Below are 23004 nucleotides of genomic sequence, written 5' to 3'. Positions count from 1 at the left end.
ATCGGTGAACGCTGGGGTAACCCTCGTGGTCAGGTCGGGCTGGGCGTCGAGCGGAGCTCGTTGCGCTGGCGCCAGACGTCTCGGAAGAACTCGTAACCGGACCACATCGTCATCGCCACGGCGACACCGAGCAGCACCTCGTAGGCGTAGAAGAGCACCACGCCGAGGTCGTGCAGCGGCGGGTGCACCTGGCGCAGCGGGAGGCTCAGGGCGGTCAGCGCCACCGCCTGGAGCACCGTCTTCACCTTGCCGCTCTGGGCCGCGGCCACCACAACCCGGCGCAGGATCGAGAGCCGCAGAACGGTCACCGACCACTCCCGCAGCAGGACCAGGATCGTCACCCACCACCAGATGTCCCCGACGATCGAGAGCCCGACGAACGCCATCCCGGTCAGCGCCTTGTCGGCGATCGGGTCGGCGATCTTGCCGAAGTTGGTGACCAGCCCCCGCGAGCGGGCGATGTCGCCGTCGATCTTGTCGGTGATCATCGCGGCCGCGAAGAGGACGGCCGCGACCGTGCGCCACACGATCGAGTCGCCACCGTCGTGGAGCAGCGCCCAGCCGAAGAACGGGACGATCACGATCCGCAGGCCGGTCAGGACGTTGGGCAGGTTCCAGTTCCCGGACGAGCCGACCTGGTCGCTCATCGCAGGGGCTCCGCGACGAGGTCGGCGCCTTCGGCGGCGACCACGACCGCGGGGACCAGGTCGCCGACCACATGCCTGCCGTGGCCGGTGAGCCGCGTCGTACCGTCGACCTCGGGGCCCTGGTGATCGGCGCGTCCCTCCGCCCGGTCGTCGAGGCCGTCCGAGACGGCCTCCACCAGCACGGTGACCTGCTCGCCGACTCGCTCCTCTGCACGCTGGCTGGTGAGCTGCTCGACCAGGTCGGTGACCCGCTCCACGCGCTCGCGTACGTCGTCCTCGTCCAGCTTGTCCGGCAGGCCCGCGGCCTCGGTGCCGTCCTCGTCGGAGTAGCCGAACACCCCGGTCACGTCGAGGCGGGCGGCCACCAGGAAGTCGCACAGGATCTCGAGGTCGGCCTCGGTCTCGCCCGGGAAGCCGACGATCACGTTGGAGCGGACCCCGGCCCGCGGGGCGAGAGCACGCACCCGATCGAGCAGGCCGAGGAAGCTCTCGGCGTCGCCGAAGCGACGCATCCGGCGCAGCACGTCACCGCTCGCGTGCTGGAAGGAGAGGTCGAAGTAGGGGCTCACGCCAGGGGTGCTCGCGATCGCCTCGATCAGGCCCGGCCGGGTCTCGGCGGGCTGGAGGTAGGAGACCCGGACCCGCTCGATGCCCTGGATCGCGGCGAGCTCGGGGAGCATCGTCTCCAGGAGCCGCAGGTCGCCGAGGTCCTTGCCGTACGACGTGGAGTTCTCGCTGACCAGGAAGACCTCGCGCACGCCCTGGCCGGCCAGCCACCGCGCCTCGTCGAGGATGTCGGTCGGGCGCCGGCTGACGAAGGAGCCACGGAAGCTGGGGATCGCGCAGAACGAGCAGCGCCGGTCGCAGCCGCTGGCCAGCTTCAGGGGCGCCATCGGGCCGCCGTCCAGCCGCCGCCGCACGGTGCGGGGACCGCTGGCCGGAGCACCGACGCCCAGGTCGTCCAGATCGCCGGTCGAGCCCGGCGAGACCCCGTGACCGGGGACCGACAGGGTCGAGTCGTCGCGGGCGGCCGGCGAGATCGGGAGCAGCTTGCGACGGTCCTGAGGGGTGTGCGGGTGCAGCACCTCGCCCGCGAGCACCGAGCGCAGCCGCGCCGCGATATCGGGGTAGTCGTCGAAGCCGAGCACCGCGTCGGCCTCGGGCAGCGACTCGGCGAGGTCCTTGCCGTAGCGCTCGGCCAGACAGCCGACCGCGACCACGGCCCGGGGGCGTCCGTCCTGCTTGAGGTCGGAGGCCGCCAGCAGGGTGTCGACGGAGTCCTTCTTCGCGGCCTCCACGAAGCCGCAGGTGTTGACGACGACGGTGTCGGCATCCTCCGGGTCGTCGACCAGCACGAACCCGTCGGCCGCCAGTCGACCGGCCAGCTCCTCGGAGTCGACGTCGTTGCGGGCACAGCCGAGGGTCACCAGAGCGACCGAGACGGGCTCAGGGTGCAGCGTCGGGTCACTCGTGGGGGCAGTCATCAGCGTCGAGTATGCCGTCCCCACCCCCTGCCGCCGGATTCCTGGAACGGCGCCTCGGGGTGAGGGAGCTCACCCCCGCACGACGTACGACGCGGAGGCCGGTCGTCCCGCGGGCCCCATGCGCCCGCGGTCCTGACCGGCCACCGTCACCTTGACCGAGCCGTCGGTCGACTGCACCCGCACCGGAGGGGACGCCTGCAGGCGGTGGCTCTGGCCGTAGGCCAGGTCGCCGGCGAAGACGACCTTGCCGACGCCGTCGCGGACGACCACGCGTGCCCCGCCACCGGTGGCGGTGAGCAGCACCGGGACCGGCTTGGCCGCGATGGCCGTCGCGTGGTTGGGACCGCCGGACCCGCTCAGGACCGCCCGGTCCGGCACATGGCCGGAGCCGTCGGTGACCAGTCGGGCGATCGACCAGCAGAGCACGAGGGCCATCACGGCGGCGACCAGCACCGACCAGTTCGGGCCGCCGCGGGTCGCCCGGATCGAGCCGGCACCGGCCAGCTCGGCCTCGAAGACCCGACGCGGGTCGATCGGGGCGTCGGCGTACTGCTCGTCATAGGTCGCGAGCAGCGGCGCCACCTCGACACCGAGCACCCGGGCCAGCGTGCGCAGGTGCCCGCGGGCGTAGAAGTCACCGCCGCAGGCACTGAAGTCGTCGACCTCGATCGCCTCGATCACGTGCGGGCGGATCCGGGTGCGGTCGGCCAGCGCGTCGACGGTCAGGCCGAGTCGGTCGCGCGCGCCGGCGAACTGCGGCCCGATCACGGGGTCCGGAGCCGGCTCCGGCTCGTAGGCGTCGATCAGCAGGGGGCCGACCACGGAGGTCTCGTCGCCAGCGTGCAGCTCGCCCCAGACCTGGGTGTCCTCCTCGAGGGCGGCGCCCACGTCGGCGCGGGCCTCGGAGCGGATCTCGGCGCGAGCGGCGACCGCGGTCTCGCGGATCGGCTCCGGAGTGGCGCTCGCCTCAGGCTCGGGCTCGACCGGCAGGTCGTCCGCAGGCTCGCGGCGCGGCCGGTCGAAGCGGGCCGCGAGGTCGCCGATCAGGCGTGCCAGGGCGGGCCGCGGGTCGGGCAGGCGGCGACCCGGCGCCGTGGCGGGCCGGGGCTCGACGCCGTGCTCGGCGAGGACGTCGGAGACCGACACGAGCGGCCGCAGCGAGATCGGCACGAACTCGCCGGTCTCGTCGGCGTCGGTCACGGGCTCGCTGACGGGCTCGCTCACCGGCTGCGCCGAGACAGCCGGCGCCACCGTGGTGCGTCCTGCCGCCAGGGTGGCCAGGGCGTCGCTGAGATCGGTGTCGGCTCCGAGGACCCGGGTGGCCAGGCCCAGGGGTACGGCGAGCGGGGCACCGTGCAGACGCCGGTTGACGCGGGCCATCCGGCGGGCCGCCGGGTCGAGGTCCTCCACGACGCGCTGGACGTAACGCGGCCGCAGGACCAGCAGTCCGTCGCGCGCCCAGCCGCGGCGCGGTCGGTGCTCGACGGACTCCAGGCCGGCCCAGGGCATCCCGACCCAGGTCCGGCCCAGGCGCAGCCTGACGCCGAAGTCGTCGGCGACCAGCAGAGGTGTGCGGGCGTCGAGCAGCGCGGCGAGGTTGCCGACGCCGATCAGGCCGAGCACCACGCACAGGGCCCAGTCGACGACCCCGCCGCCGGCAGCGGCGCGGGCCAGGTAGGCGACGGCGACCAGCGAGGCGCCGGCGCCGAGCGCGACCGCGAGGCCGGCCCGCCGTCGTACCTCGATGACGTTGTCGGGGTGCTCGACCGGCTCGCCGATCGTCTCGACCACTGGCTCGGTGTCGATGCTCATCTCAGGCCCCCATCTCGCCCTGCAGGGTGGCGATCACGCCATCGATCTCGTCGGGTTTGACCAGTACGTCGCGTGCCTTGGAGCCCTCGGAGGGGCCCACCACCCCGCGACTCTCGAGGATGTCCATCAACCGGCCGGCCTTGGCGAAGCCGACCCGGAGCTTGCGCTGGAGCATCGAGGTGGAGCCGAACTGGGTCGACACCACCAGCTCCACGGCCTGGACCACCAGGTCGAGGTCGTCGCCGATGTCGTCGTCCAGCTCGCGCTTGCTCTGTTGGGGAGCGGTGACGTCGTCGCGGTAGGTCGGCTGGAGCTGCTTCTTGCAGTGGGCCACGACCTGGTGCACCTCGGCCTCGGTCACCCACGAGCCCTGGACCCGCACCGCCTTGGAGGCGCCCATCGGGAGGAACAGCCCGTCGCCCTGGCCGACCAGCTTCTCGGCCCCGGGCTGGTCGAGGATCACCCGGCTGTCGGCGAGGCTGGAGGTGGCGAAGGCCAGCCGAGACGGGACGTTGGCCTTGATCAGGCCGGTGACCACGTCGACGCTGGGTCGCTGGGTCGCCAGCACCAGGTGGATGCCGGCCGCCCGGGCCAGCTGGGTGATCCGGACGATGGCGTCCTCGACGTCGCGCGGGGACACCATCATCAGGTCGGCCAGCTCGTCCACGACGACCACGAGATAGGGGTAGGGCGCGACCTCACGCTCGCTGCCGGGCGGCACCGTCACCTTGCCGGCGCGGACCGCCTTGTTGAAGTCGTCCACGTGCCGGAAGCCGAAGTTGGCGAGGTCGTCGTAGCGCAGGTCCATCTCGCGGACCACCCAGGCCAGCGCCTCGGCGGCCTTCTTGGGGTTGGTGATGATCGGCGTGATCAGGTGCGGGATGCCCTCGTAGGCGTTCAGCTCGACCCGCTTGGGGTCGACCAGGATCAGCCGCACCTCGTCGGGCGTGGAGCGCATCAGCAGCGAGGTGATCATCGAGTTGATGAAGCTCGACTTGCCGGAGCCGGTGGCGCCGGCCACCAGCAGGTGCGGCATCTTCGCCAGGTTGGCGACCACGAAGCCGCCCTCGACGTCCTTGCCGAGGCCGACCACCAGCGGGTGGTGGTCGGAGCGTGCGGTGGTGGAGCGGAGCACGTCGCCGAGGGAGACGATCTCCTTGTCGGCGTTGGGGATCTCGATGCCGATCGCGGACTTGCCGGGGATCGGGCTGAGGATCCGCACGTCGGCGCTGGCGACGGCGTAGGCGATGTTCTTGCTCAGCGCGGTGACCTTCTCGACCTTCACCGCGGGGCCGACCTCGACCTCGTAGCGGGTGACCGTCGGGCCCCGGGTGTAGCCGGTGACCTGGGCGTCGATGTCGAACTCGTCGAGCACCTGGGTGAGGCGGCCGACCACGTCGTCGCTGGCCTTGGAGCGGGCCTTGTGCACCGAGCCGGGCTTGAGCACCTCGTTGCCGGGCAGGCTGTAGACGACGTCTCCGGACAGCTCGAGCTGCTCCATCCGAGCCGGCAGCGGGGCGTGCGGCGGCGGAACGAGGTCGGTGGAGGTGTCGTCGTCGACGGGGGCGGTCGGGAGCGTGTCGGTGTCCGCCTCGCCGGCCGGGGTGCCGAGCTTGCCCAGGTCGCGCTTGCGCTTGCGCAGCTCGCGGTCGCTGAGCACCGGGGTGTCGTAGGCCGGGTCGCCCATGTCGGGGTCGATGTCGTCGGCGAGCGGCCGGCGTCGGCTGCGCACCGGCTGGGTGGGCAGGTCGGAGGCCTCCTCGGTCGGCGGGGTGCGGCCGAGCATCCGGTCGCGGAAGGCGGCCAGCTTGACCGGCACCTGGTAGACCGGGGTCGCGGTGATCACGAGGATCCCGAAGACCGCGAGCAGCACGAGCAGGGGCACCACGACGTACGCCGAGCGGAGCAGGTCGAGCATCAGGCTCGAGACGACGTAGCCGATCGCGCCACCGGCGTCCTGGAGGTCGGAGGCGTCACCGGCCACGGGGTGCGGGTTGCCGGCCGCGATGTGGACCACGCCCAGCACACCGAACGCGAGGGCCACCCAGCCGATCACCTGACGGCCGGCCGGGCCGTTGGTCTCGGGGTCGCGCAGGTTGCGCCAGCCGATCCAGACCAGCATCAGCGGCACCAGCCAGCCGACCTTGCCGACCGAGCCGGAGACCACGGTGCGGGTGCCCTCCATGATCGCGCCGGGCAGCTGCCACCAGACCGCGGCAGCGCAGACCAGCGCGATCCCGCACAGGAAGAGGCCGACGCCGTCGCGGCGGTGCTCGGGCTCGAGGTCGCGGGCCGTGCGGCCGACCCGGCGGGCGGTCGCGCCGACGGCGTGGGCGATGCCCAGCCAGATCGCGGCGACGCCGTGGCCGAGCGCGGTGAAGCCGCGCAGCACCGGGCCCTTGCCGGACCTGACCGCGCGCGGCTTCGGACGCCGGGTCGCCGGCTTGCGTGCGGGCGTGCGGGTGCTCTTCTTCGTCGTACTCCGAGATCGCGAGGTCGGGGTGCTGCGGCTCTTCGAGGTCTTCGAGGAACCAGCCCTGCTTCGCGAACCCGGCGGGGAAGACGTACGGGTCGCCATGGTGAGGAATCTAGGCCAACGTCACTCCAGTCCCACGGATCACACGCGGCGCGCCTCCGCCGGGTCGTCGGCGGAGCTCAGCGGCGGTCGAGCAGCCCGCGGAGGTAGGCGGCCTGCCCGACGTGCTGGTTCACCTCGTTGACCACGCTGACCAGTCGCACGCCCAAGGAGACCGGGGGGTCCCAGCGGTCGTCGACGATCCGGTCGAGGTCGTCGGGCTCGAGCGTGGCGAGCCAGGCGTGGGTCCGCTCCCCCACCGCGGCGAGATAGCCGGCGAGCAGGTCGCCGGCCACCCGCACCTGACCCACCTCTACGGGCGTGTGCCCGTAGCCGTGCTCGTGCTCGGCGAACGGGAGCCCGAACCGCTCGGCCCAGCCGTCAGCGGTCCAGGCCTGCTCCTGGCCGGAGGCGTCGCAGACGTGGTCGTCCTCGATCCGGGTCAGGTGCCAGACCAGCCACGCGATGGTGTTGGCCTCGGGGTCGGGACGCCAGGCGAGGTCGTCCTCCGAGAGCCCCTCCAGGATGCCCGGGACGAGGGCGTGGACGCGGTCCAGGGAGTCGTTGAGCAGGTCGTCGACGTTCATGGGAACACTGTGGCACCCGGCGCCGACAGGCCTGTCATGCTTCCGCGATGACCGTCTCGCTCGTGTGGATCCTGCCTGCGGCCTTCGCCCTCACCGACTGGTACGCCGTCTCGCGCGGTGACCGCCGTACCGAGGTCTGGGCCAAGCCGGCCACGCTCGTGGCGCTGATCCTCACCGCCGTCGCGCTCGGGGCGACCGACTCGGCCGCCGGGCGTTGGCTGCTCGTCGGGCTGGCGTGCGGGCTGGCCGGTGACGTGTTCCTCCTCGACAAGGGCGACACCCGCTTCCGGCTCGGGCTGGCCGCGTTCCTGGTCGGGCACCTGGCCTTCGTCGTCTCGTTCATCCAGCTGCGGCTCGACCCCCAGGGCTGGAACTACGCCTCCCTGCTGGTCCTCGGGGGCTGTCTGCTGGCCACCCGGCAGGTCGCGGCGTCGACCTACCTGCGCGGTGGCCTGGCCCTGGCGGCTCCGGTCGGGCTCTACACCGTCGTGATCGGCGCGATGGTGATCTACGCCTTCACCACCGGTCAGGCGTTGATCGCCGTCGGGGCGTCGGTCTTCGCGCTCAGCGACACGGTGCTCGCTCGCGACCGGTTCGTACGCCCCTGGGACGGCGCGCAGCTCGTGGTGATGGTGACCTACCACGTCGGCCAGGCGCTGATCGTGCTCGGCGTGCTCGCGGCCGCCTGACCTGTGTGCGACGCCCGGATACGTGGCTCCTTGATCCATAGTGCAGTATGTCGGTGTACTTACTTCATTATCTCGGACGGGAGCTGCACCGCAATGAGAACACCCTCACGCACAGCCGTGACGGCCCTGGCGGCGGTCACCGCTGCACTGGCGGCCACAGCCGGCACCAACACCACCGCGGCAGCGGACGGCGCGCTGCCTCCCCCGCCGGTGACGGTCACGACGGACAGGGCCGGCTCCGCCGGTGGCGACATCTTCGTCTCGCCGTTCGGCCAGGCCGCGACCTACGGCAACGGGGCGGAGATCCTCTCCCCGGACGGGAAGCACGTGGTGTGGTTCCACGCCGCGCCCGCGGGTCAGGAGATCGCCGACTTCCGCACCCAGACCTACCGCGGGAAGCCGGTGCTGACCTTCTGGCAGGGCACCGGGCTCGGCGGCCTCGCGCACGGCACGGACTACATCTACGACGACCACTACCGCCGGATCGCAACGGTTCAGGCCGGCAACGGCCAGTCTGCCGACGGCCACGAGTTCCAGATCACCGGCCGGAACACCGCGCTGGTCCTGTCGTACGCCACGGCCACCGCCGACCTCACCGCCATCGGCGGACCGGCGCACCAGAAGGTGATCGACGGCATCGTGCAGGAGATCGACATCCGCACCGGCAGGGTGCTGTTCGAGTGGAACAGCGCCGACCACGTGCCGTACTCGGAGAGCGAGCAGCCGCTGCCGGCCAGCGCGGACACCCCGTGGGACTGGTTCCACGTGAACGCGGTGAAGACCGACGGCCGGAACCACCTGCTCATCGACGCGCGCAACACCTGGACGGCGTACCAGGTCGACCGGCACAGCGGCGCGATCGACTGGAAGCTCGGCGGGAAGGACAGCTCCTTCTCCCTGCGAGCCGCAGACGGACAGGTGCTCAACAGCGCCGGCCGGATCTTCGCCTGGCAGCACGACGCCGAGGCGCACGGCCACCACACCTACACGGTCTTCGACAACGAGGCAGCGGGCGCGGCCAACACCGGCACCGGGGTGATCTCCGAGCTGCCGTACAGCCGCGCGGTCACGATCGAGCTCGACCGTCGGGCGCGCACCGCCACGCTGGTCGACTCCGCGGACCAGCCGTTGGACCAGCTGGCATCGTCCCAGGGCAACACCCAGCTGCTCGGCAACGGCGACCTGTTCACCGGCTGGGGCTCGCTGCCCGAGCTCTCCGAGTCGAGCCCGAGCGGCGAGGTCGTCTTCGACGCCCACTTCCCCTCCGGCGTGAACTCCTACCGCGCCTACCGGCTGCCCTGGCACCCGGCCGGCTGAGCCGTCGGCCTGCGCGATGATGGCGTGGTGAACGACAGCCGCCACGCCTACCTCTCCTCCCTGGAGTCCTTCGTCGCGCAGGTCGGCTCCGTCCCGGTCGCCGAGCTCACCTGTCCCGGGCTCGGCGACTGGGACCTCCGGTCCCTGGTCGGCCACACGTCGCGGTCGCTGGTCACCGTCGAGACCTACCTGGACCAGCCCGCCGAGGTCGTCGAGGTGCCGACCGCCGCGGACTACTACCTGCAGATCGCCGCGACCGGTGCCGCCTCCGGCGACGCCGTCGTCGAGCGTGGCCGGGTTGCGGGTGCCGCTCTCGGTGACGACCCCGCGCGCTTCGTCCGCGACCTCGCGACGCGGGTGCGCATCAAGCTCGAGGGGTACGACGCGACGTACGCGCTGTCGACCATCGCCGGAGGCATGCTGCTCGGGGAGTACCTCCGTACCCGCACCTTCGAGCTGGTCGTGCACGGCCTCGACATCGGCCGCGCGTGCGGGGTCCGGCCGGCTCTCGGCGAGGACGCTCTGCTGGACGCCGCCGGCCTGGCCGCCGAGGTCGCCGTCCGGTCCGGGAAGGGACCGGACCTGCTCGTCGCGCTCACGGGACGGGGCGCCCTGCCGACAGGCTTCACCGTCGTCTGACCGCTGACCGTGCTCAGCGAGCCCGTTTCCGGAGCCACCTCGGGAGACGGATCACCCTGTCGGGCTTCCGGGCCCGCCCCGGGCGCGGATCTGGATCACTCTGTCGCGTCTCCGGGCCACTCGCCCAACGGATCTGGATCGCCCCGAGCCAGATCCGTCTCCACGACCAGCCCGGAGACCGAACACCCTGATCCGAATGGGGCCTAGCGCGGCCTCAAGCCTCGATGACCACCGGGATGATCATCGGACGGCGCTTCAGCTCGCGGTTGAGCCAGCGGCCCATCACCCGTCGTACGGTCTGCTGGAGCTGGTAGGGGTCGTCGACGCCCTCGCGGATCGCGGCGTCGATCGCGTCGACGATCGGCTGCTTGATCGCGTCGAACGTCTTGTCGTCCTCGGCGAAGCCGCGGGCATGGATCTCGGGCCCGCTGGAGACCTTGCCGCTGACCGAGTCGATCACGATGATCACCGAGACGAAGCCCTCCTCCCCGAGGATCCGCCGGTCCTTGAGGTCGGACTCGGTGATGTCGCCGATGTTGGAGCCGTCGACGAAGACGTAGCCACAGTCCACCTTGCCGGCGATGGTGGCGACGCCGTCGACCAGGTCGACGACCACGCCGTCCTCGGCGATCACGACGTTCTCGACACCGGTCGCGCGTGCGAGTGCGGCGTTGGCCTTCATGTGGCGGTACTCGCCGTGCACCGGCAGCACGTTGCGCGGCTTGACGATGTTGTAGCAGTAGAGCAGCTCCCCGGCGCTGGCGTGGCCGGAGACGTGGACGTTGGCGTTCCCCTTGTGCACGACGTTCGCGCCGAGGCGGGTCAGGCCGTTGATCACCTTGTAGACGGCGTTCTCGTTGCCCGGGATCAGCGAGCTGGCCAGGATGACGGTGTCGCCCTCCTCGATGTGGACGAAGTGGTGGTTGCGCTGGGCGATCCGGCTCAGCGCCGACATCGGCTCGCCCTGGCTGCCGGTGGAGATCAGCACCTGCCGCTCCGGCGGCAGGTCGGCGAGCTCCTTGGCCTCGACCATCACGCCGGGCGGGACGTGGAGGTAGCCGAGGTCCTGGGCGATCCCCATGTTGCGCACCATCGACCGACCGACGTAGCCGACCTTGCGGCCGTGCGCCACGGCCGCGTCGAGCACCTGCTGGACGCGGTGCACGTGGGAGGCGAAGCAGGCGACGATGATCCGCTGGTCGCTCTCGTTGAAGACCCGGTCGAGGACCGGCCCGATCGACTTCTCGGTGGTGGTGAACCCGGGCACCTCGGCGTTGGTGGAGTCGGTCAGGAAGAGGTCGACACCCTCCTCGCCGAGCCGGGCGAAGGCGCGCAGATCGGTGATCCGGCCGTCGAGCGGGAGCTGGTCCATCTTGAAGTCGCCGGTGTGCAGCACCAGTGCGGTGCCGGTCCGGATCGCGACGGCGAGCGCATCGGGGATCGAGTGGTTGACGGCCACGAACTCCAGGGCGAACGGCCCGAGCTCCAGGGTGTCGCCGGCCTTCACCTTGTGGTGGATCGTCTCCTTGAGCCGGTGCTCCTTGAGCTTGGAGTCGAGCAGCGCGAGGGTGAGCTCGGAGCCGACCAGCGGGATGTTGCCGCGCTCGCGCAGGAGGTACGGCGTGGCGCCGATGTGGTCCTCGTGCCCGTGGGTCAGCACCAGCGCCTCGACGTCGTCGAGACGACCGCGGATGGCGTCGAAGTCGGGGAGGATCAGGTCGACACCGGGGTGGTTCTCCTCCGGGAAGAGCACGCCGCAGTCGACGATCAGCAGCCGACCGTCGTACTCGAAGACCGTCATGTTGCGCCCGACCTCGCCGAGCCCGCCGAGCGGGATGATCCGTAAGCCCCCCCTCGGCAGCTCGGCCGGTGCGGAGAGCTCGGGATGCGCGTGACTCAAGGGGTTCTCGTCTCAGATGAGTGGATCAGAGCAGGTGGGAGGCGTCGAGGCCGCTGCGAAGTGCCGCGACCTCGTCGTCGGTCAGGGGCACCAGTGGCCCGCGGACGTTGCGGTTGTCGAGCACACCGAGCAGCTGGAGGGCCGCCTTCGCGGTGGTGGCGCCGTAGTTGGGGACACCCATGATCGCCCGGGTGGCGGGCAGGAGCTGGGTGTAGGTCTTGAGCGCGGCACTCGTGTTGCCGTCGAGGAAGTCCTCGATCATCGACCTGATCTGTCGACCGGCCACGTGGCCGACCACGCTGATCACACCGACGGCACCGTGCGCCAGCCAGCCGAGGTTGGACACGTCGTCACCGGAGTAGACCGCGAAGCCGAGCTGCCGCAGCTCGACCCCGCGGGCGAAGTCGCCGACCGCGTCCTTGACCGCCACCACCTGGTCGCTCTTGATCCGGGCGTAGGTCTCCATGCTGATCTGGGTGGCCGTGCGCCCGGGCACGTCGTACAGGATCACCGGCGTGCCGGTCGCCCCGACGACCTGCTCGAAGTGGTGGAGCACACCGGCCTGGCTCGGCTTGCTGTAGTACGGCGTGACGAGCAGCAGCGCGTCCGCGCCGAGCTTCTCGGCCTGCCGGGCGAGCTCGATGCTGTGGCCGGTCGCGTTGGTGCCGACGCCGGCCACCACCGCGGCCCGGTCGCCGACAGCGTCCTTGACCGCGCGCAGGATCTCGCCGGTCTCGGCGACGCTCGTCGTGGGGCTCTCCCCGGTCGTGCCGCTCACCACGACACCGTCGTGGCCGTGCTCGACGAGGTGGGTCGCGATCGCGGCGGTGCCGTCGAGGTCCACCGCGCCGTCGTCGGTGAACGCCGTGGCCATGGCCGTCAGCATCCGCCCGAAGGGCGCCGGCGTGGTCATGGCTTCAGGGTAACGGTGACCCGGCCCCCGGGTGTCACCACGGCGAACCGGTCGGTGTCGCCGCACGTATCCCCAGGTGCGGGCCGACCGCCCGGCCAGCCGGTCGCCGCGATGACGGGCCCGTGTCGAAGGAGGCAAGCATGATGCGTCAGTTCCTCTGGGCCGCCCCGCTCGTCGTGGCGATCAGCCTGGCGACCGCAGGACCGTCCGTCGCCGCCAACCCGCCGGGGACGGGTCCGCCCAGCCAGTCGTGCCAGGACCTCGAGCCGAACACGCCGGGCAACGCCGCCAACAGCCCCGGCTCGCCGTTCAACGAGCCGGGCATCAACAGCGCCAACGGTGGCATCGGCGGGCAGCACTACTCGGAGAAGTCACAGTACGACGTCGCCTGCTTCCAGCAGGCGTCGCGCCACTAGCGGCACCAGCACAGGGGTGGGCCGGATCGGAGCCCGCTCCTGTCACGCTCCCCGCTCATGAGGGCCGGCCGCCGGTGGTCCGGCACGCAGCAGCCGCCAGGACGTGGCCGTCGCGCAGGCAGACGGCCGGGGACGCGTCACGACCGCGGGCAGCCAGGAAGCCCGCCGCGAAGGCGTCGCCGGCACCCGTCGTGTCGAGCTCGGGACGGTCGAGCGGCTCGGCGCCCAGCGCCACCACCTCGTCCCCATCGCTCCAGGCGGCCTCGCTCGAGCCGGCGGTGACGACGGCCCGCCGCCCGGCCACGGCCAGCGTGCGGGCCAGATCGGCCGGCGCTCCGGAGCCGCCCGCCAGCACGGCCGCCTCCGCCTCGTTGGCGAAGAGGAGCACGTCGTCGGGCAGGAGGCCGAGAAACACCTCGGGTCCGGCCAGGGCCAGCGGCGAGGACGAGGCCGCCCCGACCGAGATCGTCATCCCGGCGCCACGGGCCGCCTGCATCGCGTGCACGGCGGCGTCGCGCGAGTCGCGCAGCAGTGCGTAACCGGAGACGTGCAGATGGTCACCGGCCCGGAACTCGTCGGTCGGGACGTCGTGCTCCATCAGCGAGAGGTTGGCGCCCGGGTCGGGCACCATCGTCCGCTCGCCCGTCGGCGCGACCAGGACCAGGCAGGTGCCGGTCGGCCGGATCCGGTCGACCCGGAAGCGCACGTCCACGCCCAGCGCGTGCAGGCTCTCCAGCTGTCCCTGCCCGGCGGGGTCGTCACCGATCGACCCGATGAACACCGAGTCGACCCCGACCCGGGTCAGCCAGGCAGCGGTGTTGGCGGCCGAGCCTCCGCCGACGTACGAGATCACCCCCGGGCTGTCGGAGCCCTCGACCAGCGGGCCGAACAGCCGGGCGACGACGTCGACCATCAGGTCGCCGAGGCAGTAGAACGTCACGAGCGCCGGCTGGCGGCGTACGCGGCGGCCACCTCGGCGGCCAGCCGGGCGTTGGAGCGGACCAGCGCGACGTTGGCGCGCAGTGACTCGCCACCGCTCTCGCGGTGGAAGAAGTCCAGGAGGTACGGCGTGACGTCCTTGCCGTGGATCCCGTCCCGGTCAGCGGCGGCCAGGCCCTCGCCCAGCAGGCGGTCGTGGAGGGTGCGGTCGAGCTCGTCGTCGGGCGTGATCGGGTTGGCCAGCACCAGCCCGAGGTGGGAGGTGGCGACCCGCTCGCGGGCGGCCAGGATCGACGCGACCTCGTCGGGCCACTCGACCCGCCAGCCGATGTCGTGGCCGGAGTCGGCGAGGTAGAAGCCCGGGAACCGGTCGGTGCGGTAGCCGAGGACGCCGACCCCGAGGGTCTCGAGACGTTCGAGGGTGGCACCGACGTCGAGGATCGACTTCACCCCGGCACAGACCACCAGCACGCCGGTGTGGGCCAGCGTGGTCAGGTCGGCGGACTCGTCGAAGGTGTCCTGGGCGCCGCGGTGCACACCGCCGAGACCACCGGTGGCGAAGACCGTGATCCCCGCCGCTGCCGCGAGGTGGGCGGTCGACGCCACGGTGGTGGTGCCCACTCCGCCGCGGGCCGCGATCGTGGCCAGCTCGCGGACGCTGACCTTGACCGTCGTGTCGTCGTTGGCGAGCCGGTCGAGCGCGGCGTCGTCCAGGCCGATGTGCGCCTCGCCGTCGATCACCGCGATCGTGGCCGGGACGGCGCCGCCGTCGCGCACCGCCTGCTCGAACTCGCGCGCCAGCCGGGCATTGTCGGGGCGCGGGAGCCCATGGCTGATGATCGTGCTCTCCAGCGCCACCACCGGCCGTCCGGCGGCGAGTGCCTCGCTGACCTCGTCGTGCACGTGCACGTGCTCCCCCTCGGTGCGCTCGGGTTGGTCTCAGCTGGTGACCGGCCGATCGAACGCGCGTCGGACCAGGTCGAGGGCCTCATCCTGCCCGACGCCGAGCGCCCGCATCGCGTCGGCGTAGGAGCGGGCCGCAGCCTTGGAAGCGCGGTCGGAGCCGTCGCCGTTCACCACCGTGCCCGCCCGGCCCCTGGTCGTGACCACGCCCGCGTGCTCGAGCTCCCGGTAGGCGCGAGCCACCGTGTTGGGCGCGATGCCGAGCGTGGCGGCGAGCGCCCGCACCGTGGGCAGCTTCGCGCCGGGCGGGAGCTCGCCCTCAGCCACCTGCCGCGCGATCTGGGTGCGGATCTGCTCGTACGGCGGGTCACCGTTGCTCGCGTCGATGGTGATCACAGGGTGACTCCCCGGCTCAGGTCCGCGTCGTCAGGCATCACGAGCTGGTCGGGCCCCAGCGTCGGCCACAGTCGGGCTCGCATCCGGGCGACCGGGCGATCCGGGAAGAACGCGACCAGGCCCAGGCAGGCACCCACGATGGCGACGAACTCGAGGTAGCCGATCGCCTGCTCCGCAGGCAGGTCGAAGGCGTCCGGCACGGCGAGCACGACCAGCAGCGCCGAGACCCCGGTCATGGCCCAGGCCCCCCGCAGAGCGTCGGCGCGGAAGGCGTCCTGGAGGTACAGCTGGATGGCGTCCTCGGCAGGTTCGGGCATCCGGGCGAACCTGACACCCGCCGCCTCGATGAGGGCACCGGCGGCGATCACCGACGCCATCGGCACGAGGAGCACGGTGCTGGAGGTCCGGATCGCGGTGTAGCCGATCACGCCCACCGCCAGACCCACCGTGGTCCAGGACACGATCCGTGCGCGAGGGGACAGGTAGTCGGCGACCGTCACCTCGCGGGCCCGCGCCACCCGGGATCCGGACGGCAGAGCGGCAGCCGCTGGTGCGATGACGAGTCCTCGCGCCAGCACGAGCAGGCCGGGGACCACGGCCACGCCCGCCACCCATGAGCGAGAGAAGGGCGTCGGCACGAGATACATGATCAGGATGAAGCAACAGGAGTTGACCGCGGCGAATCGTCGGTGAGAGCGGAGCTGACGGTCGACGGGGACGACCCACCCTGAGGGGACGTGGGCCCGGTGGCGGCGCGCCCACTTCTCCCGCTCGCTCGCCCGGGTCACCGGCCTCGTGTAGCGGAACCCCACCCCGAGATGGACGAGCACCAGCAACCCGATGACCGAGACGTCGGTCGAGTCGAGGCCACCCACAAGGGCCAGAGTGACACACACCCGACTCTGTCGCACTACATAGTTTGCTACAAACTGCTCACCGGACGACCGGCTACCCGAGCACTTTCACCGTGTGCCCGGTGACGGCGTCCACCACCGTGCGCTGACCCAGCGGCGTCGCCAGCCGCACTCCCACGTCGACCCGTGCGCAGCTCATCGTGCCCGGGCCCATCGCGCCGACGTGCAGGGTGAGCGTCACGGTGTCGGCGGTCTCGGCGGCGTGCAGCGTGCCGCCGCAGTTGATGACGCCGTGCAGCCGGCGCCCGTCGGCCGAGAGCTGGATCGGCCCGGGCCAGGCGACATCGGCCGCGCAGCGGCCACCGGGCGGCGGGGTGCACGCCGCGTGGGACGGGGTCGGGTGCGGTGGCGCGGCCGCGGCCGCGTGCGAGGCGCAACCCGACACGACGACGACCAGGAGCATCAGCGGCAGGAGCAGGCGACGGTTCATGCACCTTCGACGTGCGCTCGCCGACCGCGGTTCCGGTGCGGCGCCGTGGCCTCCGTCTGACGCAGGATGAGGACGCCGGCCAGCGCCAGGGCGAGGCCGAAGGGGAGGTCGAGCAGGACCGTGGTGTTCTCCTGGTTGCCGAACGGGACCAGCAGGACGGTCAGCCCCACCAGCAGCCCGGCCCACAGCGGCACGATGCGAGCGCGGATCACGACCACCATCAGCAGGACGAACCCCACCACCACAGCACCCACGGCCGGCAGGAAGACGGCCGGCATCGCGGCCATGTCGCCGCCGTAGAACCGGGTCTGGACGACGTTGGCCAGCACCGCCACGACGGCGCCGCTCGCGATCAGCCCGACGGCCACCCGGCCGAGGCGACCCAGGCCCCGGCTGCGCATGACCATCACCCCCAGCCCCAGTGCCGCGACCACCAGCAACGCGAAGGCGACCAGGTAGCAGAGGTCGGCCGTCTGGGAGCTCGGGCGCTGCGGCCGGACGTCGCACTGGTCGCCCACGCAGCCGACGGGCAGGGTGCTCTCGACGTACGACGCGGCGCAGAGCGCGAGTCCCGAGATGACGGCGGCCGCCCCCGTCACCCGAGCAACCGTCTGGACGAACACCCGCCCATGGTGCGCCCGGCTGCCGCGGTTGTCACCGGGCTTTCCGCTCCCACCAGACCCAGTCGAAACCGTCTCGGGCCTCGCGACGGGTCTCGACCCACTCGGCGACGTCGAACTCCGGGTAGTGCGCGTCGCCCTCGGGCGATCGGTGCACCTCGGTGAGCACCTGATGGGTGGCCCGTGGCAGCGCCTGTTCGTAGACCTGGGTGCCGCCCACGACGTAGGTCTCCCCCGGCTGCTCCGCCGCCAGGGCCAGCGCCTCGTCGAGCGAGTGCGCGACGAGCACGCCCCCGGCCGACCACGCGGGGTTGCGGGTGACCACGATCGTGGTCCGGCCGGGGAGGGGTCGCCCGATCGAGTCGTAGGTCGCGCGGCCCATCACCAGGGTGCCGCCCATGGTGGTCGCCTTGAAGTGGGCGAAGTCCTCGGGGATACGCCATGGGATGGTGCCGCGGTCGCCGATCACGCGGTTGTCTGCGTACGCCGCGACCAGGGTGAGCCGGTCCCGACTCCGCCCGACCGCCGAGTCGTCAGACGGCAATGGGGGCCTTGATGCCCGGGTGGGGGTCGTAGCCCTCGACCGCGATGTGCTCGAGGTCGAACGCGTCGAGCTCGGTCACCGACGGGTCGAGCCAGAGGGTCGGCAGGGCTCGCGGCTCACGCGTCAGCTGGAGCCGGGCCTGGTCGAGGTGGTTGGAGTAGAGATGGGCGTCGCCCAGCGTGTGCACGAAGTCGCCGACCCCCAGCCCGGTCACCTGGGCGACCATGTGGGTGAGCAGGGCGTACGACGCGATGTTGAACGGGACGCCGAGGAAGACGTCGGCGGAGCGCTGGTAGAGCTGGCAGCTGAGCCGACCCGGCCCGTCGTCGGACGGAGCGACGTAGAACTGGAACATCGTGTGGCACGGCGCCAGCGCCATCTGCGGGATGTCGGCGACGTTCCACGCGGAGACGATGTGTCGACGGCTGTCGGGGTTGCTGCGGAGCTGGTCGAGGAGCAGGGCGATCTGGTCGATGTGCCGGCCGTCCGGCGCCGGCCACGAGCGCCACTGGTAGCCGTAGATCGGCCCGAGGTCACCGTCGGTGTCGGCCCACTCGTCCCAGATGGTGACGCCGCGGTCCTGGAGCCACTTCACGTTGGTGTCGCCGCGGAGGAACCACAGCAGCTCGGCGAAGACCGACCGGGTGTGCACCTTCTTGGTGGTGACCAGCGGGAAGCCCTCGGCCAGGTCGAAGCGCATCTGGTGGCCGAACACGCTGAGCGTGCCGGTGCCGGTGCGGTCGGACTTCTCGACTCCGGTGTCGAGGATGCGCTGGAGGAGGTCGAGGTACGCCTGCATGACCTCACCCTAGAGCGCCCGACCGACGGCCCGCCGTACTCGATCGCGTGTCCGGCTCCGCGGTGTCAGGTGAGATGCAGACAGCCCGACCTAGCGTCGATCGCACGGCGAGCGAAGCCGTGGGAGCCCCTGTGTCGATCACCGATCCGTCCCCACCGGACCTGGCTCCTGCGCGTCGGCGTCGACGTCGACGGCTGCGGTCGGTGTCCGCTCGCTTCCCCCGGGCGACCCGGGTGGTCCTGCTGGGTCTGCTCGCCGGGACGCTGTGGCTGACGGTCTCCATCGGCCAGGTGCTGCTGGCCCCGGGCACCGACTCGGTGGCCGCCCGGCTCGCGGGCTGGGCCCGTGACCACGGACTCGGGGTGGTCGTGCTGCAGATGGAGAAGCTGCAGTACCGGCTGCACCCGCCGGTCGTCGGGGGGGCGCCGCCGGCCTCGGTCCTAGGGGTCCTCCCGACGCACCCGTCGCACCGCCTGCCACCGCTGCGGCCCTTCGCCCGGCCGGCCCTCCCCGGTGAGGGACAGTGGCGCACCCTCGTCCACGTGCACGGGCAGCCGGCGGTCCGGGCGGCCTTCCTGCGCCCGGACGCGCGGCACACGTCGTACCTCACCGGCGTGGCGTGGATGGACCCGAAGCTGCTGAGCTTCTCCCTCCACCCCGGCTTCCAGGAGCCGGGCGGCACCTGGCCGGTGCCCGACTGGGTGGCGCCCGCCGACCGGCGCGGCCTGGTGGCCACCTGGAACGGCGGGTTCCGGCTGGCCGACGCTCACGGTGGCTTCTACCTGGACGGTCACACCGCGGGGTCGCTCGTGGAGGGGGCGGCCTCCGAGGTCTTCTACCGGAACGGGTCGATGCGGATCGGCAGCTGGAACCAGGAGGTAGGCATGACTCCCGGGGTCGTGGGCGTCCGCCAGAACCTCGGGCTGCTCATCGACCACGGCGCGATCGCGCCGAACATCGACGCCAGCCACCTCTTCCACTGGGGTCTCACCCTGGGCGGCGCGTACTACATCTTCCGGTCGGGCGTCGGGATCACCCGACAGGGAGACATCGTGTACGCGTCCGGCGACGCCCTGTCGGTGGGCGACCTGGCGCACATCCTCCGGCGGGCCGGCTGCGTGAGGGCGATGGAGCACGACATCAACCCCGCCTGGGTGTCGTTCATGACCTACCACCGGGCCGGCGACCCCGCCCAGCCCCGGCCCACGAGCCTGCTGCCGGACTACCAGCGGCCGGCCAACCGCTACTACACGCACACCTCGCGCGACTTCGTCGCCGTGCACGCCCGGTGAGCGCCGTCGTACGCCGGCGTCAGGGGCGGGCGCGAAGGTACTGGTCGGGCCAGTAGGTGTCGGCGCCGAGGGTCTCGGCCGCACGCTGCGCCCAGTGCGGGTCGCGCAGCAGCTCGCGGGCCAGGAACACCGCGTCGGCCTCGCCGTCGGCGAGGATCTTCTCGGCCTGCTGCGGCTCGGTGATCAGGCCGACCGCGCCGACCGGGAGCCCCGACGTCTGCCGGATCCGGGCGGCGAAGGGCACCTGGTAGCCCGGCTCGACGGTGATCTGCTGGTCGGGCGAGTTGCCGCCGCTGGAGACGTCGACCAGGTCGACGCCACGACCCGCGAGCAGCGTCGCGACCTCGGCCGTGTCGGCCACGTCGAGCCCGCCGGAGACCCAGTCGGTGGCGCTGAGCCGGACGAAGAGCGGCTGGTCGTCCGGCCAGACCTCACGGACGGCGTCGACCACCTCGAGCAGCAGGCGACTGCGGCCGGCGAGGTCGCCGCCGTACGCGTCGGTCCGACGGTTGGTCAGCGGCGAGAGGAACTGGTGGAGCAGATAGCCGTGGGCGGCGTGGATCTCGGCCACCTCGTAGCCGGCGTCCAGCGCCCGCCGTGCGGCCTCGGCCCACAGCCGCGGGTGCTCGGAGAGCTCCTCGGCGGTGAGCTCGCGGGGTGCCGGCCAGTCGGAGTACCCGATCGGGGAGGCGCCGACGGTCTGCCAGCCGCCCTCCTCGACGGGGACGTAGCCCCGGCCCAGCCACGGTGCTCGCGTCGACGCCTTGCGGCCGGCGTGGGCGAGCTGGATGCCGGTGGTGGCGCCCTGGCCCCGCACGAAGTCGTTGATCCGCCGGTAGTCGGCGGCCTGCTCGTCGTTCCAGATGCCGGCGTCCTGCGGCGAGATCCGGCCCTCGGGTGACACCGCGGTCGCCTCGCTCATGACCAGACCGGCCCCGCCCTGCGCGAAGGCGCCGAGGTGGACCAGGTGCCAGTCGCTCGGGCGGCCGTCGCGGGAGGAGTACTGACACATCGGGGAGACCCAGACGCGGTTGCGGATCGTGGTGCCGCGCAGGGTCAGGGGCTCGAAGAGGTAGCTCACATCAGGCACCAACCGGGACCTCGACCGGGTTGTTCCGTCCGGGTTGTTCCGTCCGGGCCGGCACCACGGTGAAGACAGCCGCCGCCCCGAGTGCTACTCATGTCGCCATGACGTCGGACACGGGCCCGGCCTTCCGGTTGTGGCCGCCGGTGTCGGTGGGCGCTCCCCTGACGGCCGGGCTGCTGGTCTCGGGCCTGGTCGCCGACCCGCTCCCGAGGTCGTCCCTGACGACCGGCCTCGGGTGGCTGCTCGTCGCGTTCTTCGGTGCCTGGAACGGGTGGGCGCTGCTCGCCCTGGCCCGCCACCGGACGGCGCTCCTGCCCGGCGGGGCGACCAGGACGATCATCGAGAGCGGGCCCTTCGCCCGCTCTCGCAACCCGTTGTACGTCGGTCTGCTCGTCCTGTCGGCCGGGCTCGCGCTCTTCGCCGGCTCGCTGTGGGCCCTGGTCGCGCTACCCCTCGAGTGGGGCCTGCTGAGGTGGGGAGCGGTGCTGCCCGAGGAGCGCTACCTGGCCGGGAAGTTCGGCACGGACTACGCGGACTACTGCGGTCGGGTGCGTCGCTGGCTGTGAGGTGGTGCGACTCGCCCGCCAGGCGCGCCGCAGCGGCTCCTCCACGACCAGCGTGGAGGCGATCGCCAGCGCGACGGCGACCGCGATCGGCAGCAGCGCGTCGGCGCGGCCGTAGGTGGTGCCGGTGAGCCGGAGCAGCGGCACGTGCCAGAGGTACACGGCGTACGAGATCCGCCCGACGAAGCGCAGCGGGGCCAGTGCGAGCATCCGGTCGCCGGGCACCGCACCGGCAACCAGGAGGACGGCGGCGGGCGTGGCGACGAGCGGGCCGTAGACGTAGATCCGGTCCAACGACGGTGCCAGGTCGATCGAGACGAGCAGCCCCAGTGCCCCCGCGGGCACCAGCCAGGCGTGCGGCCGGAGCGGTCCGACCAGCGCCAGCAGACACCCGGCCAGCAGCGCGTAGGCGTGCATCGGCAGCCAGTCGCGACCGGAGGCGATCATCGCCGCCGCCGAGGCTGCGATCGCCACCGCCAGGACGATCCGGGGCCGGGCCCGACCCAGCACCCACGGCAGGACGAGTGGCCAGGCCAGGTAGAACTGCTCCTCGACGCCCAGCGACCAGGTCTGGCCGAAGACCGAGAAGCTCGTCGCGGGCTCCATGTTCTGCACATAGGTCAGCGCCGGAACCGCCCGGTCGGCCATCTCCTCGACCGGGAACCCCTGCACCAGGAGGACCGCCGAGACCACCGTGACCATCAGCGCGAGCGCGGGAAACAGCCGGACGAACCGGTTCGCCACGAACGCGCCCAGCGACCACGAGCCGGCGTCGCGGGACTCCCCGATCATGCGCGTGATCAGGAAGCCGGAGAGCACGAAGAACACCACGACGCCGATCCCGCCGGCGGGCTCGGGCAGGTAGCCGGTGTGGTCCGCCACGACGATGACCACCGCGACCCCGCGCAGCCCGTCCAGCGCGGGCCGGTGCCCGAGCCGCCACGGAGCAGGCGTCGTGCTCATCGCCCCAGCATGCCTCGCCGACCGGCACGCGGACAGGGCTCGCCTGCAGGGTCAGGCGTCGACTCCCCGCTCGGCCAGCAGGTCCGCGCGCTTCCACGCGTAGCCGACCATCCAGGTCGGTTCGAGGCGGTACATCACGACGTCGCCCCACGAGAGGGGCGAGGAGCCGTAGTGGGCGGACCAGTGGTCGTCGACCCGAGCCAGGTCGTCACCCTCGATCTCGACCGCGCGCCCGTGGCTGAACACGGCCAGCGCCTCGCCGTCGACGTGGGCGACCGACACGGCGGGCCGCGCCGCGAGGTGCCGCGCCTTGGCCGCCGTACGGCTGGTGGAGAAGGTCCAGGTGCCGTGCAGGAAGTGGCCGTCCATGGCGCTGATCCGCGGCTCGCCGTGGGCGGTGACGGTGGCCACGGAGATCACCTTCATGCCGGTCAGCAGCGCTGCGACCTGGGCCGCCGTGAGGGTGCGGTCGTCGTTGATGATCCCGCGCAGGTGCTCGGTGGAGCGGGCATGGGAGGCGTCGAGCAGGGTCTGCAGCCGGGCGAGGTCGTCGGGTGTCTCGAGCATGCTCCGAC

24 protein-coding genes are annotated in these 23004 nt (G+C 72.1%); 6 read left to right on the top strand and 18 right to left on the bottom strand.

Annotated elements, in window-relative coordinates; all coding sequences use genetic code 11:
• Nucleotides 1-29: 29 nt before the first annotated feature.
• The 5 genes from pgsA to E3N83_RS03335 form a co-directional block, all read right to left on the bottom strand.
• On the bottom strand, nt 30-647 hold the full coding sequence (pgsA, locus tag E3N83_RS03355; RefSeq protein WP_151081973.1) for a CDP-diacylglycerol--glycerol-3-phosphate 3-phosphatidyltransferase: 618 nt from the start codon (nt 645-647) through the stop codon (nt 30-32).
• Nucleotides 644-2131: a 30S ribosomal protein S12 methylthiotransferase RimO gene (rimO, locus tag E3N83_RS03350; RefSeq protein ID WP_151081972.1), complete on the bottom strand. Its 1488-nt coding sequence runs from the start codon at nt 2129-2131 to the stop codon at nt 644-646. Before rimO ends, pgsA begins: the two co-directional genes overlap by 4 nt.
• Nucleotides 2132-2200: 69 nt before the next feature.
• On the bottom strand, nt 2201-3943 hold the full coding sequence (locus E3N83_RS03345; RefSeq protein ID WP_151081971.1) for a helix-turn-helix domain-containing protein: 1743 nt from the start codon (nt 3941-3943) through the stop codon (nt 2201-2203).
• A 1-nt stretch (nt 3944) separates the two neighbouring features.
• Nucleotides 3945-6521, bottom strand: coding sequence for an FtsK/SpoIIIE family DNA translocase (locus E3N83_RS03340; protein WP_151081970.1), 2577 nt, complete (start codon nt 6519-6521; stop codon nt 3945-3947).
• Nucleotides 6522-6598: 77 nt separating this feature from the next.
• Nucleotides 6599-7105, bottom strand: coding sequence for a mycothiol transferase (locus E3N83_RS03335; RefSeq protein WP_151081969.1), 507 nt, complete (start codon nt 7103-7105; stop codon nt 6599-6601).
• Nucleotides 7106-7152: 47 nt separating this feature from the next.
• Here E3N83_RS03335 and E3N83_RS03330 point away from each other — a divergent pair, with 47 nt between their 5' ends.
• The 3 genes from E3N83_RS03330 to E3N83_RS03320 all read left to right on the top strand — a co-directional run bounded on the left by E3N83_RS03330 (nt 7153) and on the right by E3N83_RS03320 (nt 9750).
• Nucleotides 7153-7794, top strand: a complete 642-nt coding sequence (locus E3N83_RS03330) for a lysoplasmalogenase (RefSeq protein ID WP_151081968.1) — start codon at nt 7153-7155, stop codon at nt 7792-7794.
• A 117-nt stretch (nt 7795-7911) separates the two neighbouring features.
• Entirely contained in the window at nt 7912-9111 is a 1200-nt protein-coding gene (locus E3N83_RS03325; RefSeq protein WP_238343043.1) for an arylsulfotransferase family protein, read from the top strand.
• Nucleotides 9112-9138: 27 nt separating this feature from the next.
• Nucleotides 9139-9750: a maleylpyruvate isomerase N-terminal domain-containing protein gene (locus tag E3N83_RS03320; RefSeq protein WP_151081966.1), complete on the top strand. Its 612-nt coding sequence runs from the start codon at nt 9139-9141 to the stop codon at nt 9748-9750.
• A 214-nt stretch (nt 9751-9964) separates the two neighbouring features.
• Here the strand turns inward: E3N83_RS03320 and E3N83_RS03315 are convergent, their stop codons facing one another.
• Both E3N83_RS03315 and dapA read right to left on the bottom strand, forming a co-directional pair.
• Complete coding sequence (locus E3N83_RS03315) at nt 9965-11650, bottom strand: ribonuclease J (protein ID WP_151081965.1); 1686 nt, start codon at nt 11648-11650, stop codon at nt 9965-9967.
• Nucleotides 11651-11675: 25 nt separating this feature from the next.
• Nucleotides 11676-12563 carry a 4-hydroxy-tetrahydrodipicolinate synthase gene (dapA, locus tag E3N83_RS03310; RefSeq protein WP_151081964.1) on the bottom strand — a complete coding sequence of 296 codons (888 nt, stop codon included), beginning with the start codon at nt 12561-12563 and terminating at the stop codon, nt 11676-11678.
• A gap of 140 nt (nt 12564-12703) precedes the next feature.
• Here dapA and E3N83_RS03305 point away from each other — a divergent pair, with 140 nt between their 5' ends.
• Nucleotides 12704-12979: a hypothetical protein gene (locus E3N83_RS03305; protein ID WP_151081963.1), complete on the top strand. Its 276-nt coding sequence runs from the start codon at nt 12704-12706 to the stop codon at nt 12977-12979.
• Nucleotides 12980-13034: 55 nt separating this feature from the next.
• Here E3N83_RS03305 and E3N83_RS03300 read toward each other — a convergent pair whose 3' ends face one another.
• From E3N83_RS03300 to E3N83_RS03265, 8 genes are all read right to left on the bottom strand, one after another.
• Nucleotides 13035-13919 (bottom strand): carbohydrate kinase family protein, encoded by an 885-nt coding sequence (locus E3N83_RS03300; protein ID WP_151081962.1) that lies wholly within the window; start codon nt 13917-13919, stop codon nt 13035-13037.
• Nucleotides 13916-14827, bottom strand: a complete 912-nt coding sequence (locus E3N83_RS03295) for a pseudouridine-5'-phosphate glycosidase (protein ID WP_151081961.1) — start codon at nt 14825-14827, stop codon at nt 13916-13918. The genes E3N83_RS03300 and E3N83_RS03295 overlap by 4 nt, the downstream gene beginning before the upstream one ends.
• A 30-nt stretch (nt 14828-14857) precedes the next feature.
• Nucleotides 14858-15217, bottom strand: a complete 360-nt coding sequence (locus tag E3N83_RS03290; protein WP_151081960.1) for a GntR family transcriptional regulator — start codon at nt 15215-15217, stop codon at nt 14858-14860.
• On the bottom strand, nt 15214-16092 hold the full coding sequence (locus E3N83_RS03285; protein WP_151081959.1) for a hypothetical protein: 879 nt from the start codon (nt 16090-16092) through the stop codon (nt 15214-15216). The genes E3N83_RS03290 and E3N83_RS03285 overlap by 4 nt, the downstream gene beginning before the upstream one ends.
• Nucleotides 16093-16165: 73 nt before the next feature.
• Entirely contained in the window at nt 16166-16561 is a 396-nt protein-coding gene (locus tag E3N83_RS03280; RefSeq protein ID WP_151081958.1) for a hypothetical protein, read from the bottom strand.
• Entirely contained in the window at nt 16558-17184 is a 627-nt protein-coding gene (locus tag E3N83_RS03275) for a hypothetical protein (protein WP_151081957.1), read from the bottom strand. Before E3N83_RS03275 ends, E3N83_RS03280 begins: the two co-directional genes overlap by 4 nt.
• A 31-nt stretch (nt 17185-17215) precedes the next feature.
• Nucleotides 17216-17725, bottom strand: a complete 510-nt coding sequence (locus E3N83_RS03270; protein WP_151081956.1) for a dihydrofolate reductase — start codon at nt 17723-17725, stop codon at nt 17216-17218.
• Nucleotides 17715-18524 (bottom strand): thymidylate synthase, encoded by an 810-nt coding sequence (locus tag E3N83_RS03265; RefSeq protein ID WP_151081955.1) that lies wholly within the window; start codon nt 18522-18524, stop codon nt 17715-17717. The genes E3N83_RS03270 and E3N83_RS03265 overlap by 11 nt, the downstream gene beginning before the upstream one ends.
• Nucleotides 18525-18727: 203 nt before the next feature.
• Here E3N83_RS03265 and E3N83_RS03260 point away from each other — a divergent pair, with 203 nt between their 5' ends.
• Nucleotides 18728-19816: a phosphodiester glycosidase family protein gene (locus E3N83_RS03260; protein WP_151081954.1), complete on the top strand. Its 1089-nt coding sequence runs from the start codon at nt 18728-18730 to the stop codon at nt 19814-19816.
• A gap of 19 nt (nt 19817-19835) precedes the next feature.
• Here the strand turns inward: E3N83_RS03260 and E3N83_RS03255 are convergent, their stop codons facing one another.
• Nucleotides 19836-20897, bottom strand: a complete 1062-nt coding sequence (locus tag E3N83_RS03255) for an NADH:flavin oxidoreductase/NADH oxidase (RefSeq protein WP_151084849.1) — start codon at nt 20895-20897, stop codon at nt 19836-19838.
• 107 nt (nt 20898-21004) lie between these two features.
• Here E3N83_RS03255 and E3N83_RS03250 point away from each other — a divergent pair, with 107 nt between their 5' ends.
• Nucleotides 21005-21469, top strand: coding sequence for a methyltransferase family protein (locus E3N83_RS03250; RefSeq protein ID WP_151081953.1), 465 nt, complete (start codon nt 21005-21007; stop codon nt 21467-21469).
• Here E3N83_RS03250 and E3N83_RS03245 read toward each other — a convergent pair.
• Both E3N83_RS03245 and E3N83_RS03240 read right to left on the bottom strand, forming a co-directional pair.
• Nucleotides 21350-22429, bottom strand: coding sequence for an acyltransferase family protein (locus E3N83_RS03245; RefSeq protein ID WP_151081952.1), 1080 nt, complete (start codon nt 22427-22429; stop codon nt 21350-21352). The genes E3N83_RS03250 and E3N83_RS03245 overlap by 120 nt on opposite strands.
• A 51-nt stretch (nt 22430-22480) precedes the next feature.
• On the bottom strand, nt 22481-22996 hold the full coding sequence (locus E3N83_RS03240; RefSeq protein ID WP_151081951.1) for a pyridoxamine 5'-phosphate oxidase family protein: 516 nt from the start codon (nt 22994-22996) through the stop codon (nt 22481-22483).
• Between the last annotated feature and the right edge of the window lie 8 nt (nt 22997-23004).

Origin of the sequence: Nocardioides cynanchi (assembly GCF_008761635.1) — a bacterium.
GTDB lineage: Bacteria > Actinomycetota > Actinomycetes > Propionibacteriales > Nocardioidaceae > Nocardioides > Nocardioides cynanchi.
This window is presented reverse-complemented; position numbering and strand designations above follow the sequence as displayed.